The organism is Candidatus Pelagibacter bacterium nBUS_27 (assembly GCF_051200985.1).
In the GTDB taxonomy this organism is placed as follows: Bacteria; Pseudomonadota; Alphaproteobacteria; order Pelagibacterales; family Pelagibacteraceae; genus Pelagibacter.
In genome coordinates this window covers 553629-570624 of the sequence record NZ_CP172845.1, presented here as the reverse complement: position 1 = coordinate 570624, position 16996 = coordinate 553629, and the positions used below count along the sequence as shown (strand labels likewise).

At 28.1% G+C, this 16996-nt stretch carries 21 protein-coding genes and 1 pseudogene; 3 read left to right on the top strand and 19 right to left on the bottom strand.

The genetic code is table 11. The annotated features are described in order from the left end of the window. Nucleotide 1 precedes the first annotated feature (1 nt). A complete protein-coding gene (locus tag ACIJYG_RS03110; RefSeq protein WP_435098461.1) occupies nucleotides 2–469 on the bottom strand; it encodes a ubiquinol-cytochrome C chaperone family protein in 468 nt (155 codons plus the stop codon). On the opposite strand from ACIJYG_RS03110, the gene bamE reads away from it, so the two are divergent. Both bamE and ACIJYG_RS03100 read left to right on the top strand, forming a co-directional pair. Then, nucleotides 468–806 (top strand): outer membrane protein assembly factor BamE domain-containing protein, encoded by a 339-nt coding sequence (gene bamE, locus ACIJYG_RS03105; protein WP_435098459.1) that lies wholly within the window; start codon nucleotides 468–470, stop codon nucleotides 804–806. The two genes, ACIJYG_RS03110 and bamE, sit on opposite strands and share 2 nt — an antisense overlap. Beyond that, nucleotides 803–952 (top strand): hypothetical protein, encoded by a 150-nt coding sequence (locus ACIJYG_RS03100; RefSeq protein ID WP_435098456.1) that lies wholly within the window; start codon nucleotides 803–805, stop codon nucleotides 950–952. Before bamE ends, ACIJYG_RS03100 begins: the two co-directional genes overlap by 4 nt. On the opposite strand, the gene ACIJYG_RS03095 is transcribed toward ACIJYG_RS03100, so the two are convergent. From ACIJYG_RS03095 to ACIJYG_RS03045, 11 genes and pseudogenes are all read right to left on the bottom strand, one after another. Then, a complete protein-coding gene (locus ACIJYG_RS03095) occupies nucleotides 939–3044 on the bottom strand; it encodes a sodium-translocating pyrophosphatase (RefSeq protein WP_435098453.1) in 2106 nt (701 codons plus the stop codon). The genes ACIJYG_RS03100 and ACIJYG_RS03095 overlap by 14 nt on opposite strands. 78 nt (nucleotides 3045–3122) lie before the next feature. Continuing rightward, the gene (gene thiL, locus ACIJYG_RS03090) at nucleotides 3123–4082 is read right to left on the bottom strand and encodes a thiamine-phosphate kinase (protein ID WP_435098450.1); all 960 of its coding nucleotides are present in this window, start codon (nucleotides 4080–4082) and stop codon (nucleotides 3123–3125) included. Continuing rightward, entirely contained in the window at nucleotides 4075–4479 is a 405-nt protein-coding gene (locus tag ACIJYG_RS03085) for a transcription antitermination factor NusB (RefSeq protein ID WP_435098447.1), read from the bottom strand. Before ACIJYG_RS03085 ends, thiL begins: the two co-directional genes overlap by 8 nt. After that, complete coding sequence (gene ribH / locus ACIJYG_RS03080; RefSeq protein WP_435098444.1) at nucleotides 4476–4865, bottom strand: 6,7-dimethyl-8-ribityllumazine synthase; 390 nt, start codon at nucleotides 4863–4865, stop codon at nucleotides 4476–4478. Before ribH ends, ACIJYG_RS03085 begins: the two co-directional genes overlap by 4 nt. Beyond that, nucleotides 4865–5965 carry a 3,4-dihydroxy-2-butanone-4-phosphate synthase gene (ribB, locus tag ACIJYG_RS03075; protein WP_435098441.1) on the bottom strand — a complete coding sequence of 367 codons (1101 nt, stop codon included), beginning with the start codon at nucleotides 5963–5965 and terminating at the stop codon, nucleotides 4865–4867. The genes ribH and ribB overlap by 1 nt, the downstream gene beginning before the upstream one ends. Beyond that, on the bottom strand, nucleotides 5952–6545 hold the full coding sequence (locus ACIJYG_RS03070) for a riboflavin synthase (RefSeq protein WP_435098438.1): 594 nt from the start codon (nucleotides 6543–6545) through the stop codon (nucleotides 5952–5954). The genes ribB and ACIJYG_RS03070 overlap by 14 nt, the downstream gene beginning before the upstream one ends. A gap of 1 nt (nucleotide 6546) precedes the next feature. Beyond that, entirely contained in the window at nucleotides 6547–7653 is a 1107-nt protein-coding gene (ribD, locus tag ACIJYG_RS03065) for a bifunctional diaminohydroxyphosphoribosylaminopyrimidine deaminase/5-amino-6-(5-phosphoribosylamino)uracil reductase RibD (protein ID WP_435098435.1), read from the bottom strand. Further along, a complete protein-coding gene (nrdR, locus tag ACIJYG_RS03060) occupies nucleotides 7634–8092 on the bottom strand; it encodes a transcriptional regulator NrdR (protein WP_271485343.1) in 459 nt (152 codons plus the stop codon). The genes ribD and nrdR overlap by 20 nt, the downstream gene beginning before the upstream one ends. Nucleotides 8093–8095: 3 nt before the next feature. Further along, the gene (gene glyA / locus ACIJYG_RS03055; RefSeq protein ID WP_435098432.1) at nucleotides 8096–9403 is read right to left on the bottom strand and encodes a serine hydroxymethyltransferase; all 1308 of its coding nucleotides are present in this window, start codon (nucleotides 9401–9403) and stop codon (nucleotides 8096–8098) included. Nucleotides 9404–9405: 2 nt separating this feature from the next. Next, nucleotides 9406–9830, bottom strand: a pseudogene (rpiB, locus tag ACIJYG_RS03050) (ribose 5-phosphate isomerase B). Nucleotide 9831: 1 nt separating this feature from the next. Continuing rightward, nucleotides 9832–10422, bottom strand: a complete 591-nt coding sequence (locus ACIJYG_RS03045) for an aspartyl/asparaginyl beta-hydroxylase domain-containing protein (RefSeq protein ID WP_435098429.1) — start codon at nucleotides 10420–10422, stop codon at nucleotides 9832–9834. A 95-nt stretch (nucleotides 10423–10517) separates the two neighbouring features. Between ACIJYG_RS03045 and hemB the strand changes: the two genes are divergently transcribed. Then, on the top strand, nucleotides 10518–11507 hold the full coding sequence (gene hemB / locus ACIJYG_RS03040) for a porphobilinogen synthase (protein WP_435098426.1): 990 nt from the start codon (nucleotides 10518–10520) through the stop codon (nucleotides 11505–11507). On the opposite strand, the gene recO is transcribed toward hemB, so the two are convergent. From recO to ACIJYG_RS03005, 7 genes are read right to left on the bottom strand one after another with little or no spacing between them, the layout of a single operon-like run. Beyond that, a complete protein-coding gene (gene recO, locus ACIJYG_RS03035) occupies nucleotides 11508–12188 on the bottom strand; it encodes a DNA repair protein RecO (RefSeq protein ID WP_435098423.1) in 681 nt (226 codons plus the stop codon). A gap of 4 nt (nucleotides 12189–12192) precedes the next feature. Then, on the bottom strand, nucleotides 12193–12858 hold the full coding sequence (gene rnc, locus ACIJYG_RS03030; RefSeq protein WP_435098420.1) for a ribonuclease III: 666 nt from the start codon (nucleotides 12856–12858) through the stop codon (nucleotides 12193–12195). After that, on the bottom strand, nucleotides 12858–13595 hold the full coding sequence (gene lepB, locus ACIJYG_RS03025) for a signal peptidase I (RefSeq protein ID WP_435098417.1): 738 nt from the start codon (nucleotides 13593–13595) through the stop codon (nucleotides 12858–12860). The genes rnc and lepB overlap by 1 nt, the downstream gene beginning before the upstream one ends. After that, nucleotides 13592–13978 (bottom strand): holo-ACP synthase, encoded by a 387-nt coding sequence (gene acpS, locus ACIJYG_RS03020; protein ID WP_435089060.1) that lies wholly within the window; start codon nucleotides 13976–13978, stop codon nucleotides 13592–13594. Before acpS ends, lepB begins: the two co-directional genes overlap by 4 nt. Nucleotides 13979–13981: 3 nt before the next feature. Beyond that, nucleotides 13982–14701: a pyridoxine 5'-phosphate synthase gene (locus ACIJYG_RS03015; protein ID WP_435098414.1), complete on the bottom strand. Its 720-nt coding sequence runs from the start codon at nucleotides 14699–14701 to the stop codon at nucleotides 13982–13984. Further along, nucleotides 14698–15285, bottom strand: a complete 588-nt coding sequence (gene pyrE / locus ACIJYG_RS03010; RefSeq protein WP_435089058.1) for an orotate phosphoribosyltransferase — start codon at nucleotides 15283–15285, stop codon at nucleotides 14698–14700. The genes ACIJYG_RS03015 and pyrE overlap by 4 nt, the downstream gene beginning before the upstream one ends. Next, the gene (locus tag ACIJYG_RS03005) at nucleotides 15242–16987 is read right to left on the bottom strand and encodes a RelA/SpoT family protein (protein WP_435098411.1); all 1746 of its coding nucleotides are present in this window, start codon (nucleotides 16985–16987) and stop codon (nucleotides 15242–15244) included. Before ACIJYG_RS03005 ends, pyrE begins: the two co-directional genes overlap by 44 nt. Nucleotides 16988–16996: the final 9 nt, after the last annotated feature.

Genomic DNA, 16996 nt, shown 5'->3' with positions numbered 1-16996 from the left:
ATTATGGGTTACTTACACTTTTTAAATAAGAATTCAAAGTTTTTTTTGATAAATTTTCATCAAAAATTTCAAAATAATCAAGTAATTGATCAATTTCTTTAAAATCAGTTAAAAAAATTGCAAACTTTTCAAGTTTCTGGGTTCTTAGTAATTTTTTCCAAAAATGAATTTCAGAAACCATAGAATGAAATAAATTTACGTAATCTTTCATTTTTTTATTAATTGATTGATCTCCATAGCCTATTTCTCTTATACTAAGTTCAAGTTGTCTGAAGTTAAAATCATAAATTTCTTGTAAAATAATCCTATTTTCTTCATTTTTAAAATTTTTTAAAAAAAAAGCAAAATGCAGTAAAAATAAGGTTAAACGATCTGAGAAATTATCATTTCGATCTAGAGATTTATATAGATCTTTATTTCTAGTGAAATTAATCAAATTGTTATAAATATAAAGATATTTTTCACTCATGTTCAAAATATTATATATAATTTTTCTTACATTAATAGTTTCAAATTGTAGTGGGAAAAAAGTAATTAATCATCATGGTGTTCCATTTTTAGAAAAACAACAGGCATCATTAATAGTTAATAAATCCAATAAAAATGATATTAGGACAATTTTGGGATCACCATCCACAAAAAGTAAATTTGATAATGATGTGTGGATTTATATAGAGAGAAAACAAACTCAATCTGAATTAAAAAACCTAGGTAGGATGAAAGTTTATAAAAACGATATATTGGTATTAGAAATTGACAATTATGGAATTTTAAAAAAAAAATTTTTTATAACCATAAAGATATGAAAAAAATTAAAATTTCTAAGGATACAACAGGAAAAAAATTTAAGAAAAATTCCTTCATTTATGACTTTATGTCTAGTTTAAGACAAAAAGTTAATGACCCTCTTGGTGTGAGGGCCAAAAAACGTAAAGAAATTAGCCAGCGATAACTGCTAACAAAAGCAGAGCTACTATGTTGGTAATTTTAATCATTGGGTTAACCGCAGGACCAGCTGTATCTTTGTATGGATCACCAACAGTGTCGCCAGTTACAGCAGCTTTATGAGCTTCCGAACCTTTTCCACCATGATTTCCATCCTCAATATATTTTTTAGCATTATCCCAGGCACCACCACCTGCAGTCATTGAAACTGCAACAAATAATCCTGTAATAATTACTCCTAACAACATTGCACCAACAGCGGCTAATGCAGCAACTTGTCCACCAATGGCAAGTATTATAAAGTAAAGAACAACTGGGGATAAGACAGGTAACAAAGATGGTATAATCATCTCTTTAATTGCTGCAACAGTTAAAAGATCAACTAATTTGGCATAATCTGGTTTTTGTTTTCTTTTCATAATACCAGGAAATTTTTTAAATTGTCTTCTAACTTCTATAACAACGGCACCACCTGCTCTTCCAACAGCTTGCATCCCCATAGAACCAAATAAGTATGGAAGCATTCCACCTATTAACAAACCAACAACTACGTAAGGATTTGATAAATCAAAAGTTACAACAATTCCTTCTAATTTAGAGCCAGCTACACCAGAGAAATGTTTAATATCCTCTACATAGGCCGCAAACAAAACTAGAGCACCTAAACCAGCTGATCCGATAGCGTAGCCTTTAGTAACAGCTTTAGTGGTATTACCAACAGCATCAAGAGCATCAGTTGTTTTTCTAACTTTTTTATCTAAGTTAGACATTTCAGCAATTCCACCAGCGTTATCAGTAACTGGTCCATAAGCATCAAGGGCAACAACCATACCAGCTAAAGCTAACATAGTAGTTACAGCAATAGCTATACCAAAAAGTCCTGCAATTGAATTTGTGGCTAAAATTCCAGCAACAATAATTAACGCAGGAACAGCAGTTGCTTCCATAGAGACAGCTAAACCTTGGATAACATTAGTTCCATGACCTGTTGTCGACGAAGCAGCAACAGATTTAACAGGTCTATAATTCGTACCTGTGTAATATTCAGTGATCCAGATTAATAAACCAGTAATTATAAGACCAATTATTCCACAGTAATACAAGCTCATTCCAGTAAAATTTTTTCCGTTAACATTGTATTCAGTAGCAAATCCAATTACATGATCTGTCACTGGGTATAAAATTACTATTGAAGAAATAGCGGATACAACAAAACCTTTATATAAAGCATTCATTACATTTTTGTCTTTTCCAAGTTTAACAAAAAATGTTCCTAAAATTGAAGTTAAGATACAAGCACCACCAATTGTTAGTGGATAAATCATCATACTCATATCTCCTTGAAAGAAAATTGATGACAAAACCATTGTTGCAACTATTGTAACTGCATAGGTTTCAAATAAATCAGCAGCCATTCCAGCACAATCACCAACATTATCTCCAACGTTATCAGCAATTACAGCAGGGTTTCTAGGATCATCCTCTGGAATACCAGCTTCAACTTTACCTACTAAGTCAGCGCCTACATCAGCACCTTTAGTAAATATTCCACCACCTAATCTTGCAAAAATTGAAATAAGAGAAGCACCAAAACCTAATGCAACAAGAGCATTAACTATTTCTCTTTCGTCAATATTAAATTTTAATAAATAATAATAATAAACAGCGATAGCCAACAACGCTAACCCTGCAACCAACATGCCTGTTACAGCGCCTGATTTAAATGCAACAGATAAACCTTGAGCAAGACCTTTTCTAGAAGCTTCTGCTGTTCTAACATTGGCTTCAACAGAGACAAGCATACCAACATAACCAGCAATACCAGATAACGTAGCACCAACTAAATATCCTAAACCTACTAAAGGACTGAAAGCAACACTTACAATTACTAGAACAACTACACCAACAATTGCTATTGTTTTGTATTGTCTTGCTAGATAAGCTTTAGCACCAATTTGAATTGCAGATGCTATATCTTGCATTTTTGCATTACCTGCACTTTGATTTAAAATATTTTTTCCAGTAAAAAATCCATAAACTATAGATAAAAAACCAGCTCCGATTGTGTATAATAAAATAGTCTCGACTGTTGCGCTCATATAAACCTTAAGGTTGTTAGTTGTTAAATTTTAAGCCCGGACAATACAAAAAAAGCTAAAAAAGACAATAATTAACTTTTAGAATTGGTGTTCATAGCCATGACTTTTAACAAGTAAATGCTGACCTTTTTTACTCATGATAGCTGATTTTTTCTTATTTGAAGTAATTTTACCAATTTTGGTTATTTTGATACCAAGTTTTCTTGATGTGCGTAAAATGATTCTGGATTTGTCAACGCCGGCCGTAAATAAAATCTGATAATCATCTCCATTTGATATAAAATTTGATTTTCTAAGTTTATTCTTTTTAAGAAAAGAGTTCAAATTTTTAGATATTGGAATTTTTTCCTCATAAATTTTATATGATAATCTCTGTTTATTTATCATTTTTTCAAGATCATCTATCAGACCATCAGATACATCTATTGATGAGTTAGCAAATCTTAATAATGCCGTTGTTAACTTTATTTGAATATCAGGTTCGAAGTATTTTTTTACAAAATAATTTTCAATTATTTTTGTTGAACTAATTTTATTTTGTAAAATTTTTAAACCAACAAAACTATCGCCAAGATTACCAGTTACATATATGTCATCATTAAGTTTTGCTTTATTTCTAAAAATAATCTTTTTTGAAAAACCAACAGAAGTTATTGAAAAACTTAATTTGTTTGAAAAAGTTGTGTCACCTCCACATAAAAAAATTCCATATTTATTTTGCTCGTGTTTTAATGAATTTGAAATTTTTGATAAATTTTTATTTGTAAATGTTTTTTTATTGCCACTGCCTGATATAAAATAATATTTTGGAGAAACACCTTTACAAATTAGATCAGAAATAGATGATCTCAAAATCTTTTTAATAACTAAATCTGGTCTTTTAAAATTTAGGAAATGAACCCCCTCATTGTATGTGTCAATTGAGATAACAAGAGATCTATTTTTATCAAAGAAAACATCATCATTTAAATTTAATGAAGATTTATTTGATTTAGATAATTTTGAAAAATACTTTTTAATTAACTCAAATTCACGCATTTGAAGTTCTTAATTTTTTTCCAACATTGTCCAATAATGCATTCAGATATTTAGTCTGAGAATCTTCTAAAAAAAAATTTGATGAGTCTAAATATTCTTTGATTATGATATTGATAGAAATATTTGGTTTATATAAAAATTCATATGTTGCTGCTTTTAATATAGTTTGAAAAACTTTATCTAAATTGTCTAAAACAAACTCATCTCCAAGCTTATTATTTAATTCATCTAATATTAGATCATTGCGCTCTATTGTTCCAAAAACAATATCTTTAATAAATTTTTTAAATCTATGTTTTGGAAATTCTATATCATTGTCTTCATTATAAAATTTACCATATAGTTTTTGGATTATAATTACTCTTGGATTATTTTTTGGATTATAGTGAGTTTTCATTTTTGGGATAAAATTGAATTTACCGCCATAGCTGCTTCAGCACCCTTTTTTTTTCTGAATTTAGCCTGACTCATATTTAAACAAGTTATAATTCCATTTCCAATTGGTTTTTTGTTAAGTACAGATAAATCCATAATAGCATTTGTCGAAGCTTGAGATATGAAATCAAAATGAGGAGTTTCACCTTTAATAACACAGCCAAGTGCTAAAAAAGCGTCATATTTTTTAATATTTTTTGATATTGTTACTGGTATTTCAAAAACACCTGGAACACGAACAATCTTAACAATGTTAGATTTTGGGATTAATTTTAAAGCACTATCAAGAAGACCTTTTGCTATATCCTTATAGTAATCTGCCACAACTATTAAACATTTTTTTTTCATCAAATTATTTCTTGTTTAGTAATTCTTATACCATAACCATCTAAACCTATAACTTTTTTAGGAGATTTTGTAATTAAGGTCATGTTTTTTATTTTTAAATCTTTAATTATCTGAGCACCAATACCATAATTTCTAATTAATTTATCTTTTCCTTTTTTATAAAAATCTTTATTTTTATAGTCTTTTAAAGTTTGGGTAACAGATCTTAAATTAGTATCTTTTATAAATATTAGAACGCAACTGTTAAATTTTTTAAAATAATTAAGTGTCTTATTAAAAGAATTTGGTAATTGCTGGTTTATTAAATAATTTTGCACAACATTAGACGAAATAACTCTTACTCTTGGCGTTATACTTTTTTTTATAGTTCCTTTAATTAGGGCAAAATGTTCTGATCCATCAAGAAGATTTTCATAAATTCGTATTTTGTATTTTTGATTTTTAACTATGATAAAACTTTGTTTTTTTAATTTGATTAATTTTTCTTTTTTTAATCTGTAAGCAATTAGATCCTCAATTTTACCAATCTTTAATTTATGTCTTTTTGCAAAATCAAATAGATTTTGGCCTTTAGCCATTGTTCCATCTTCATTCATAATTTCACAAATTACTGCTGAATTATTTTTTTTGGCTAATTTAGATATGTCTACAGAAGCCTCTGTGTGTCCAGCTCTAACCAAAACACCCCCGTCTTTTGCTATTATTGGAAATATATGACCAGGTGAAACAATATCGCTTTTCTTAACATTTTTTTTTGATGCGATACTAATTGTTTTGGCTCTATCTTTTGCTGAAATTCCTGTGGTAATACCCCTTTTTGCTTCAATTGATATTGCAAAGGCAGTTTTGTTTCGAGATTGATTGTTAGATGACATTAAAGATAAATTTAATCTTTTAGCTTGAACAGTGTCTAATGCTAAACAAATTAAACCTCTACCATACTTGGCCATAAAATTTATATTTTTTGCATTTGAATTAGATGTTGAGATAATCAAATCTCCTTCATTTTCTCTTTTTTCATCGTCAACAAGAATGAACATGCCGCCTTTTTTAGCTACATTGATGATGGCTTCGATTGATGCAAAATTATTTTTTGTCATTAAAATAATTTCTAACGTATTTAGATAAGATATCTATCTCTATATTAACAAGATCATTTTTCTTAAGAGCTGCTAAATTTGTTTCATTGTATGTGTGAGGTATAACCCAAATTTGAAAGCCTTTTTTTGAAACTTTTGATATTGTAAGAGATATACCATTTACGCATATTGATGCTTTTTCAATTAAGTTTTTTCGTTCTTTAATTGGAATTTGGAATTCAAATAGATAAGATTTATCAATTTTATTAATGTTTAATACACGCGCAACAGTATCTACGTGGCCTTGACATATGTGTCCTGAAATTTTTGTTCCATAACTTAATGGTAACTCAAGATTTAAAATATCATTATTTTTTAAAAATTTGAATTTAGATCTAACAAGAGTTTCGTTTGAGAGATAAAATTCCATTAATTTTGATTTAAATGAAATTAAAGTAAGACAAACTCCATCACAAGCAACTGACAAACCGATGTCTTTTTTATTTAACTTAAAATTACTTTTTACAAATATATTAATACCCTTCGGTCTTTTTAATATTTTTAATATTGTGCCCTGGTTATATATTATTCCATTAAACATTTTAATTTTTATACAAAGTTATCGCATCTTTACCAAAATTTAATTTTAAATTTAATCTATTTTTATAATTTTTTTTTAGATCTTTTAAGGCAGTAAACTCCTTATGCTCAAAGAGTTTAGATAAGATTTTTTTACTTTTGAACAAATAAAACTTATTAAATAATCTTTTATTGACAAGATGAGTTGTTAATTCATTTCCTCCTTCGATCAAAATATTTCTTGTCCCTAAAGCATATATTTTTTTAAAGATAACCTTCATATCAAATTTTTTATCTTTGGATAATTTTGATTTTATTAATCTAATCTTATTTTTTTTAAATTCTTTAATTTTTGATTTATTTGCCTCATTATAAAAAACTATAGTGTTGTTTTTTTTAATACTTTTAAATAAAAAACTTTGTGTATTAAGATTTAATTTATTATCTAAGATAATTCTTTTGGGTGAGAAATTTTTTACATTTTTTAATCTACAATTTAATTTTGAATCATCTTTATTGAGAGTTTTGTAAGAAACCATAATAGAATCATTTTTATACCTTAATAGATGAGTAAAATTATCTGATAGATAATTCGTTATTCTTTTATTCCCTTTACTATAAATTAAATTATTTTTTGATATCGCGATTTTACCTGTTACAAAAGGTAGTTCATATTTTCTATTATAAAAATATGAATTATAGAATTCTTTAATTTTATCTTTAAGTAAGCCTGTTTTAACAATAATCTTTTTTGAATTTAAAATTTTTTTTGATTTTCCTCTCACTCTTCTATCGATATCATTTATTGAATAAATAACTTCACTAATTTTTGACTTAATAATTACTGATGTGCATGGTGATGTAATACCTTGATGACAACATGGTTCTAACGTTACATACATTTTTGAACCCTGGAGATCTTCATAACAATTTTTAATTGCATTATATTCAGCATGTGGTCTTCCATTTAAAGATGTTTGACCAATAGATATTATTTTGTCATCTTTTACAATTACACAACCTACAGAAGGATTTGGTCCTGTGTGACCCTCTCGAGATTTTGCTAAATCAAGAGCAAGCTCCATATATAGTTTATCTTTTATTGAAAATTTATCTTTTTTTGTAGACATCAAGTTTGTCAACAAATTGTACAAAATCTTTTTCTTCTCTAAAGTTTCTATAAACTGAAGCAAATCGAACATATGCAACAGGATCCAATTCCTTAAGACCTTCCATCACCATTGTACCAATCGTATTTGTTGAAATTTCACTTTGCCCAAGTTCTTCTAAAGCTCTTGAAATCTTGCTTATAAATTTTTCAGCCGTTTCTGTGTCTATAGGTCGTTTTTTAAGAGCGATATAAATTGATTTAGATAATTTATCTCTATCAAAGGAAGATTTTCTTCCATTTTTTTTTACAACCATAATTTCTCTAAACTGGACTCTTTCAAATGTTGTAAAACGAGCTCCGCAAACGCAAAGTCTTCTTCTTCTAATAGCAGTACCGTCTTCTGTAGGACGAGAGTCAACAACTGAGGTTTCACCTTTTTTACAAATTGAACAAATCATTTACTATAAGTTCTTATATATTGGAAATGATGAGGTTAAAGAAATAACTTCATTTTTAACTTCATTTTCAATCTTAGAATTATCAGTTGGATTTTCTGATAATCCTTTTAAATTTCTAGTTATCAGCTCACCTACAGTTTTAAATTCATTTAAACCAAAACCTCTAGTAGTTGCTGCTTGCGTACCTAGTCTAATACCTGATGTGATCATGGGTTTTTCTGCATCAAAAGGAATTCCATTTTTATTACAAGTTATATTTGCTCTTGATAAACTTTCTGCTGCTAAGTTTCCTTTAACATTGTAAGGTCTTAAGTCTACCAACATTAAATGGGTATCAGTTCCATCCGAATAAATCTTGAAACCGTTATTTTTTAAAGTCTCTGCTAATATTTTAGCGTTTGATAAAACCGATTTAATATAATCTTTAAACTCTGGTTGTAATGCCTCTAAGAATCCAGCAGCTTTAGCTGCTATGATATGCATTAAAGGTCCACCTTGATAACCTGGAAATACAGCAGTATTAAATTTTTTAGAAAGCTCTTCATGATTAGTAAGTATTATACCACCTCTTGCACTTCTAAATACTTTGTGGGTCGTTGAGGTAACTACATGAGCATGTTCGCAAGGATTAGGATACCCTTGACCAGCAACTAGACCTGAAAAGTGTGCCATATCAACCATCAGGTATGCGCCTACTTTGTCTGCAATTTCTCTAAATCTTTTAAAATCGATAACTCTTGAATAAGCACTACCACCAGCTATGATTAATTTTGGTTTATGCTCCAAAGCAAGTTTTTCAACATTATCATAATCAATAAGTTCAGAATCTTTATCTACATCATATCCAATTGCATTAAACCATTTACCTGACATTGAAATTTTTAACCCATGTGTAATATGACCTCCAGAATTTAAACTCATTCCCATAAAAGTATCACCTGGATTCAGTAAAGCTAAAAATACAGCACCATTTGCCTGAGCACCAGAATGAGGTTGAGCATTTGCAAATTTGCAATTAAATAATTCTTTTAATCTCTCTATTGCTAAATTTTCAGCAACATCAACATGTTCACAGCCATTATAATATCTTTTACCAGGGTAACCTTCTGCATATTTATTTGTTAAAACTGAACCCTGAGCTTCCAGAACTGCTTGAGAAACTATATTTTCAGAGGCTATTAGCTCTATATGTTGTTGTTGTCTGATTAATTCATCTTTGATAGCTTTATAAAGTTCCGGATCTTTTAATGACAAACTATCTTCAAAAAAACTTCTGTAACTATCATTTATATAATTTTTTTCACTAGACATAATTATATTTTCTTTATTCTTTTTAAATGTCTTCCACCATCAAATTTAGTATTTAAAAAAACACTTACACAACTTAAAGCAATTCTTTTAGTCAATAACCTAGAGCCTAATGTAATGATATTTGCATCATTATGCAATCTCGATAATTTTGTTGATTTCAAATTAAAACATTGTGCTGCACGAATATTTTTATGTCTATTCGCCGCAATATTCATCCCCATGCCTGAGCCACAAACCAAAATACCAACATTATTTTTATTAGTTTTAACTTTTCTGGCTACTTTATGAGCAAAATCAGGGTAATCAACACTGTCATCATTATAAGGGCCCATATCCTGAAAGGATATTTTTTTTTTGATAAGTGTGATTTTATAACTTCTTTTAATTTATAACCAGCGTGGTCTGATGAAATATATATTTTTTTCAAATTAATTAAATTTATGATCTAATACGCAAGCAACTAGGTGAATTCTATTTTCTTCACCACCATTAAATGCATTATGATATTTAGTATTATTTGTAATCCAAACAGAACCATCAGCAGGCAAATGTTTTGCGACATTATCTATAACCATATGACATCCAGGGTTTGTAATTATCGGAATGTGTAATCGTGGCTCTGGGTCTCTGTGCCAACTTAAAGTAGATCTTGGTTGTTTTAATAAAATTCTAATTCTCCCTAATTTATATTTTGATGACAACACATCAAAAACTTCTTTAAAATAAGTTTTTTTATAATCGTCAATAAATTCTGAATAAGCAGACTCGTTTATCTTCTCGTCTCTAATTTGTTCTTTTCCTGAAGAGTCTGGGTAAGTCCAAAAAACTCCTCTCGCTTTGTGCCCTTTTATTGACTCAGGATCGCCAGGAATTTGAGTTAAAGATATAGCTCCAAAGTTAGTAATACCTTCGGGACCATCAAAATTCTTAATCTTTACAATTTCATTATATGCTTTTTGTAATTCTTTAATGTCAAAATTTACGTCTTGTTTTTGAAAATCTTGGAAATCTAGCGTCATAATATTTATATTTTTACCCTTAATAATTGTTTAATACCCTTTTTAAGCTATATTTGTATATTACATTTGTCGCATTTTGAAAGAAAAATTAAAACATGATAATAGGAAAATATCCAAACTTGAGACTTAGACGCAATAGGAAGTATTCTTGGTCTAGAAAATTAATCCAAGAAAATACATTAAGTCCAAGTGACTTCATATTACCTATTTTTCTAATAGATGGGTCTAATAAAAAAGAATCAATAAAATCAATGCCTGGTGTTTATCGATATACAATTAACAGATTGTCTCAAATTATAGATAGAGCAATTAAAAAAGAAATACCAATGGTAGCTCTTTTTCCTAAAACTAAAAGTAATTTAAAAAATGAAATTGGATCAGAGTCACTGAATGAAAACAACTTAGTTTGTAAAGCAATAATAGAAATTAAAAAAAAATTTAAAAATCAAATAGGAATAATGTGTGACGTAGCTTTGGATCCATATACATCACATGGTCATGATGGTTTAATAAAATCAAATCAAATTATAAACGATGAAACGATAGAAGTTTTGATCAACCAATCTTTGTTACAAGCTGAAATGGGTTGTGATGTGTTAGCACCATCTGACATGATGGATGGAAGAATTGGGAAAATAAGAAAAGCCTTGGATAAATCAAAATTTCAAAATGTTCAGATCCTATCTTATGCAGCTAAATATGCGTCAAGTTTTTATGGTCCATTTAGAGATGCTGTAGGTTCAAAAGGATCACTAAAAGGAGATAAAAAAACATATCAAATGGATTTTAGAAATAGTGACGAAGCTATTAGAGAAGTTGCACTAGATATTAAAGAAGGTGCGGATATGGTTATGGTGAAGCCAGGGATGCCTTATTTGGATATTATTAAATCAATTAAAGAAAAATTTAAAATACCAGTATTTGCATATCAGGTATCAGGTGAATACAGTTTAATTTCAAATGCAATACAAAAAAAATTAATTAATGAAGACGCTGTTTTTGAAAGCTTAGTTGCTTTTAAAAGAGCTGGAGCTAACGCTATCGTTAGTTATTATGCAGATAGAATTGATAAAATTATAAAATAACTACTTCAAAGAATTAATAAATAACAATCTATTATTTGGATAATTTAAATTATTTGGTTTTAAAATGGTTTTGTCGAGATAATCTCCAACTAACTTCAAGCCATTCAACAAAGTTTTTAAATCACTTACCTCCAATTCTTTTTCAATTAAAAAATTAGGCACATATTTTTTTTCTGTTGAAGAACTTGCATAATAAACAGTTTTATTTTCAACTATATCTTTTTCAACAAAGTTTTCTAGCTCAAGATCGTATCCAAGAATTTTTAGTAGATCCAATTCCCAAAAAATATATTTTTTTAACCAATGTTTATCTTTTAAAATTGAGAAAAGATTTTCTATTATCTTATAAACTTGAATATTAGCTTGGGACTCAGCAGTTAAAATTTTGATCAAGTTTGTTGCAGATGTAATACATGATAATTTTTGCTTGTGATCAAAATATAAAGGGCTGTAAGCATTTAAAATCTCTACTTTAAAATATCCAATTCTATTATCGCTTTTAGAATTATAGTTAACATGCAATCTATTTCCTATTTGAAGATAATTCTTTATTTTTTTAGATGTGCCTCCAAAAATTATGCCAGATATTTTTCCATGATCTTTTGTATATAATTCGGCAATTAAAGAATTCTCACTATATCTATTTTTGCCAATTAAAAAACCTTCATCAATCCAGTTCATAATTTTATAATCTTATACTTTTTAAACATGCAATGGCAGCATTTTGTTCAGCCTCTTTTTTTGATTTACCTAACCCAAAAAAATATTTTGAATTTGGAAGTTTAACACCAACTTTAAATGACGGTTTGTGACGAGGTCCAGTGTTAGAGATAAGTTTATAACTAGGTAGCTTTTTAAAATTTTTTAACGCTAACTCTTGTAATTTTGTTTTAGCATCAATTTGTGTAACAACACTCTCCTTAATTTTAGTCTTCCATAAATTTAAGATTACTTTTTCAGCTACAATTATGCCTTGATCAAGATATATTGCTCCAATTAAAGCTTCACAACCATCTGACACGATCTTATCTTCAATTTTAATTTTTTTATTTTTTGGATTAAAAGTTAGAATAAATTTTTCTAAATTAATCTTTTTTGCTATCTCTAAACATGTTTTTTTGTTCACAAGGGATGCAAATTTTTTATCGAGTGTGCCCTCTTTTTCATCTGGATAAGCTTGTAGAAGTTTTTTAGCTATAACTAATCCTAAAACCCTATCTCCTAAAAATTCTATTTTTTCGTTATTTTTGTTTGTATCAAAACTTTTATGTGTAAGAGAATGTATTAATAAATCTAAATTTTTAAATTTAACATTAATTTTTTTTTGTAAATCCTGATAATTAATATTCATTAATTAATTCGATTAAAAGTTCTATTAAATCTAATTGATTTAGGCCATTTCCAAAAAGCAAAAATACTTCCTATCTTTCTATCAGATGAAAAAAAAATAAATTGAGCTTTTCCAACAAGATTATCTTTATGAACATAGCCAACACTTGTTAAAAATCTGCTATCTTTGGAACAATCCCTGTTATCTCCAAGAAAAAAATAGTGATCCTCCGGTACTGTAAAAACATCTGAGTTTTGATAGGTATAATCTTTTAAATAAACTGTATGAAATTTTTTTCCATTAGATAACTTTTCTTCAAATCTATAGACATCAATAGTTCTGCTACCACAATTTATTTCTAACTTATTTTTAACTCTAGATTTCATTATCTCACTATTATTCAAATATAAATTAGCGTCTATGAACTGGACTCTATCTCCCGGTAATCCAATTAATCTTTTAATATAATCTGTTCTGTTATCTGCTGGTGTTTTAAAGACTATTACATCACCTCTCTCTGGACTATTAAATAAAATTCTTTTGTTTAAAATGGGTGGGCTAAATGGAAATGAGTGTTTGCTGTAACCATATGAATACTTAGTTACAAAAAGTCTATCACCCACAAGTAATGTTGGCTCCATTGATGATGATGGAATATAAAACGGCTGTATTAACAAAGATCTTATTACAATAGCAATGATTAAAGCATAAAAAAGCGTTTTTATGTTTTCAGAAAAAAAATCTTTGTCTAGTTTCATATTGTTTGAATTATAGTAAATGCTGTTGAATATTTCTTTTCATCAGAAATTGATAGAAAACAATTAAAATCTCTAACATTAAATTTTTTCTTAATTATTTTGGTGATTTTTTTTGTTTTAACATAATAAGGCTTTCCAAGTTTATCATTCATTACCTCTATATCTTTAAAATTTAAATTATTTCTAAATCCTGTTCCTATAGCTTTAGCAAAAGCTTCTTTGGCCGCAAATCTTTTAGAAAAATAATCAACTTTATTTTTGGATAAGGATGAAAATTTAAGTTCTTTTGAACTATAAATTCTATCTTTAAATTTTGGATTTTTAATTGAGTTTTGAATTCTTTTATTTTCGATTATATCAACGCCAATACCAAGAATTTTCATAAATTAATTTTTAATTATCTTTTTAAAATTTTTTATTACACTTGATAAACCAAAAAAAATAGACTCTCCGATTATAAAATGACCGATATTAAATTCTTTAATTTCTTTAATTTTGCATAATATTTTTGTTGTTTTATAATCTAATCCATGGCCAGCATGAACTTCTAAGTTTAGTTTTTTTGCAAGTTTTGAGCACTTTTTTATTCTATCCAATTCAACGTTATATCTTTTCTTTGACTTAACTAGATTTGATATTTTACCAGTATGAATTTCAATACAATCAGCATTAAGCTCCTTGGACATTCTAATATCTCTAATGGATGGGTTTATAAATAAACTTGTACGAATTTTATTTTTTTTAAATTTTTCAATTATATGTTTTATTTTTTTTTTATTTTTGATTAAATTTAATCCACCTTCAGTTGTGACCTCTTTTCTATTTTCAGGAACAAAACAAATATAATCAGGTTTTATTTTTAAAGCATTTTTAACAATTTGATCATTCATAGAAATTTCAAGATTAACCAAAACTTTTTTTGATTTACAAATTTTTTTAGCATCTAAGTCATTAATATGTCTTCTATCTTCTCTTAAATGAATAGTTACTGAGTCAGCACCCATCTTGATAACTTGTAATGCTGCATAATATGGGTCTGGATGATGTTCGCCTCTAGCATTTCTGACAGTTGCTATATGGTCTATATTTACACCTAATTTTTTCACTTAATAAATCTACTTCCTGGTGTGGTGATAGGAATTGACTTAAGTTTTTGTGGTAACTGTTTTTCACTATAAGTTGGAACTTCGATTTTTAAATGTGAAATAATTCCTGTTTTTATTTTAAGAGATTTAATTGTTGATCTATCTATAATAGATGCAAAACCCAAAAGTTTGGCATTGGCTTTTTTTATCAATTTAACACACTCTAAACTAGATTTTCCTGTTGTTATAACATCCTCTATAATTAGAACATTGGCACCTTTTTTAATATTAAATCCTCTTCTTAATTTAAACTTACCGTTAACTCGTTCACAGAAAATTGTTTCTTTTTTTAAAAGTTTACCGATTTCATAACCGATAATCACACCCCCCATTGCTGGTGCTAAGATCAAGTCAATTTTATTATGTTTCTTTTTAATTTTGTTAGCTAATGATTTACAAATTTCATTTGCCAAATATGGGAAACTTAATAATTTGGCGCACTGAATGTATTTTGAAGAATGCAACCCTGAAGATAGTACAAAATGACCCTCTAAAAGAGCATCAGTCTTTTTTAAAATATCTAAGGATTTTTTGAGTGAAAGCATTTCTTTTATCTTCGTGTCTAATTATCTTAAATTTTATACCTTTTTGCTTAAGCTCTGCAATAAAATTTGTGAAGTTTTTTAAATTGGTAATTATCAATCTAAATTTAAAGTTGATATACTTTGCATTTTTACCTGCCATTTCAACATTTGAAATATTAAGCTTATGACTACCAATCAAAGAACTTATATCGCCCAATTGACCTGGTTGATCAGGCAATGAAATCCATAAGGTTGTATTATATTTCTTAATTTTCTCCTCTTTTTGTTCACCTTTGTCGTGCCAATATCTTCTAATAGCAGACCTTGCTTTACCTGTTTTTGTTGTTGGTATCCAATGCAGGGATGGTGACTGATTTTTAGATGTAATTATATTAACTCTGTCTCCATTTCTTAAAACGTGTTGTAATTCTGATTTATTTCCATTTATTTCACATCCTATAGCTGTATTACCTATTTTAGTATGAACAGCATATGCAAAATCTATTGGTGTAGCATCTTTTGGTAATTTTATAACTGAACCTTTTGGCGTGAAGCAGAATACATTCTCTTGGAACATTTGAAGTTTTGTATACTCATAAGAATGTTCAGGGTTTTCATTTTTTTCAATAATTTCAACAAGATCTTTTAACCAGTCATACTCTTTCCAACTTAAAGAATTAAATTTCTCAGAAGATTTATATTTCCAATGTGAGGCTACTCCTCTCTCAGCAAATTCATGCATTTCATGTGTTCTAATCTGAATTTCGATTGGTTTTTTATTTGAGCCAATTACAGATGTATGCAGTGATTTATAACCATTTATTTTAGGTGAAGATATATAGTCCTTAAACTTACCTGGAATACAGTTCCATTTTTTATGAAATATACCAAGAGTTTTATAGCACTCATCTACAGAATTTAGTGTAATCCTAAATCCAATGATATCTGTGATTTGCTCTAATGAAATTCTTTTTTTTTGAACTTTACGCCAAATTGAAAATGGTGTTTTTTCGCGACCATGAATTTCAGCATTGATGTAATTGTCATTTAAAATTTCACTTAGTTCAAAAGAAAGAGACTCAAAAAGATCTTTTTTATCTGATTTAATTTCATCAAGTTTTTTTTTAATTAATTCTCTTGCTTCATTATTTAAAATTTCAAAAGACAAATCTTCAAGTTCATCTCTTATTCTATGCATTCCCATTCTGTCAGCTAATGGTGCATAAATTTCCATAGTCTCTTGAGCTATTCTTTGTCTCTTTTCTTCTTTAGGAATTGCTTTAATAGTTCTCATATTATGAAGTCGATCAGCAATTTTTACTAACAAAACACGTATATCTTTTGATGTGGCTAGAATTAATTTTCTAAAATTTTCTACTTTTGAATTTGACCCTGCTGTATTTTCAAAAACAGAAATTTTTGTAACACCATTAACTAATTCTGCTACTTCATGACCAAATTCACTTTTGATAGTCTCATATGTAGCAAAGGTGTCTTCAATAGTATCGTGAAGTAAACCAGTGGTAATTGTTGCGCTGTCTAGTTTTAGTTCGGTTAAAATATTTGCTACTTCTATAGGATGTACTGAATAAGGATCTCCTGATGCTCTTTTTTGATTTTGGTGTGCTTTAACAGCAAAATTAAAAGCTTTATCTAATCTTTCTGGATTTAAAAACTTGTTGTAAACTTTTACCTTGTTTATTAAATCATTCGAATTAAGCATTTTTTATTA

Bases quoted from the DNA above. Each gene is read 5' to 3' on its own strand.
- bamE (WP_435098459.1), top strand. From the start codon at position 468: ATGTTCAAAATATTATATATAATTTTTCTTACATTAATAGTTTCAAAT.
- ACIJYG_RS03110 (WP_435098461.1), bottom strand. From the start codon at position 469: ATGAGTGAAAAATATCTTTATATTTATAACAATTTGATTAATTTCACT.
- ACIJYG_RS03100 (WP_435098456.1), top strand. From the start codon at position 803: ATGAAAAAAATTAAAATTTCTAAGGATACAACAGGAAAAAAATTTAAG.
- ACIJYG_RS03095 (WP_435098453.1), bottom strand. From the start codon at position 3,044: ATGAGCGCAACAGTCGAGACTATTTTATTATACACAATCGGAGCTGGT.
- thiL (WP_435098450.1), bottom strand. From the start codon at position 4,082: ATGCGTGAATTTGAGTTAATTAAAAAGTATTTTTCAAAATTATCTAAA.
- ACIJYG_RS03085 (WP_435098447.1), bottom strand. From the start codon at position 4,479: ATGAAAACTCACTATAATCCAAAAAATAATCCAAGAGTAATTATAATC.
- ribH (WP_435098444.1), bottom strand. From the start codon at position 4,865: ATGAAAAAAAAATGTTTAATAGTTGTGGCAGATTACTATAAGGATATA.
- ribB (WP_435098441.1), bottom strand. From the start codon at position 5,965: ATGACAAAAAATAATTTTGCATCAATCGAAGCCATCATCAATGTAGCT.
- ACIJYG_RS03070 (WP_435098438.1), bottom strand. From the start codon at position 6,545: ATGTTTAATGGAATAATATATAACCAGGGCACAATATTAAAAATATTA.
- ribD (WP_435098435.1), bottom strand. From the start codon at position 7,653: ATGTCTACAAAAAAAGATAAATTTTCAATAAAAGATAAACTATATATG.
- nrdR (WP_271485343.1), bottom strand. From the start codon at position 8,092: ATGATTTGTTCAATTTGTAAAAAAGGTGAAACCTCAGTTGTTGACTCT.
- glyA (WP_435098432.1), bottom strand. From the start codon at position 9,403: ATGTCTAGTGAAAAAAATTATATAAATGATAGTTACAGAAGTTTTTTT.
- ACIJYG_RS03045 (WP_435098429.1), bottom strand. From the start codon at position 10,422: ATGACGCTAGATTTCCAAGATTTTCAAAAACAAGACGTAAATTTTGAC.
- hemB (WP_435098426.1), top strand. From the start codon at position 10,518: ATGATAATAGGAAAATATCCAAACTTGAGACTTAGACGCAATAGGAAG.
- recO (WP_435098423.1), bottom strand. From the start codon at position 12,188: ATGAACTGGATTGATGAAGGTTTTTTAATTGGCAAAAATAGATATAGT.
- rnc (WP_435098420.1), bottom strand. From the start codon at position 12,858: ATGAATATTAATTATCAGGATTTACAAAAAAAAATTAATGTTAAATTT.
- lepB (WP_435098417.1), bottom strand. From the start codon at position 13,595: ATGAAACTAGACAAAGATTTTTTTTCTGAAAACATAAAAACGCTTTTT.
- acpS (WP_435089060.1), bottom strand. From the start codon at position 13,978: ATGAAAATTCTTGGTATTGGCGTTGATATAATCGAAAATAAAAGAATT.
- pyrE (WP_435089058.1), bottom strand. From the start codon at position 15,285: ATGCTTTCACTCAAAAAATCCTTAGATATTTTAAAAAAGACTGATGCT.
- ACIJYG_RS03005 (WP_435098411.1), bottom strand. From the start codon at position 16,987: ATGCTTAATTCGAATGATTTAATAAACAAGGTAAAAGTTTACAACAAG.